This window comes from Flavobacterium nitrogenifigens (assembly GCF_003254565.1).
GTDB classification, from domain to species: domain Bacteria; phylum Bacteroidota; class Bacteroidia; order Flavobacteriales; family Flavobacteriaceae; genus Flavobacterium; species Flavobacterium nitrogenifigens.
On record NZ_QJRI01000073.1, the window covers coordinates 1 to 356 of the forward strand.

Consider the following 356-nt stretch of genomic DNA (forward strand, 5'->3'; position numbering starts at 1 on the left):
AGTTTCTTTAAACTAAACGCCCAATCAGTGGTAAAAAGTCCGGACGGAAAACTTGCGGTGTCGGTTTCTGCAGATAATGGAATGCCCCAGTATAGCGTAACATACAATGAAAAAACATTTATAGAAAAATCGCCATTAGGCTTAAAAACGAATGCGGGAGATTTTAGCTCCGGACTGGCTTTGCAGGCGAATAGCATCCAAAACAAAGTTGACGAATCGTATCAGCTGCGCAACATCAAAAAAAGCAGCGTGCATTATACGGCCAACGAAGCTGTTTTTTCATTCACAAAAGAGGGCAGACCGGCTCTAGATGTGATTTTTAGGGTGAGCAATAATAATCTGGCATTCAAATATAA

Annotated in this window: 1 protein-coding gene; it reads left to right on the top strand. The window is 41.0% G+C overall.

Features of this window, described 5'->3' with window-relative positions; genetic code table 11:
• Positions 1–356: glycoside hydrolase family 97 N-terminal domain-containing protein (locus DM397_RS00305; protein ID WP_204251842.1), on the top strand; the 356-nt coding region annotated here is incomplete at both ends.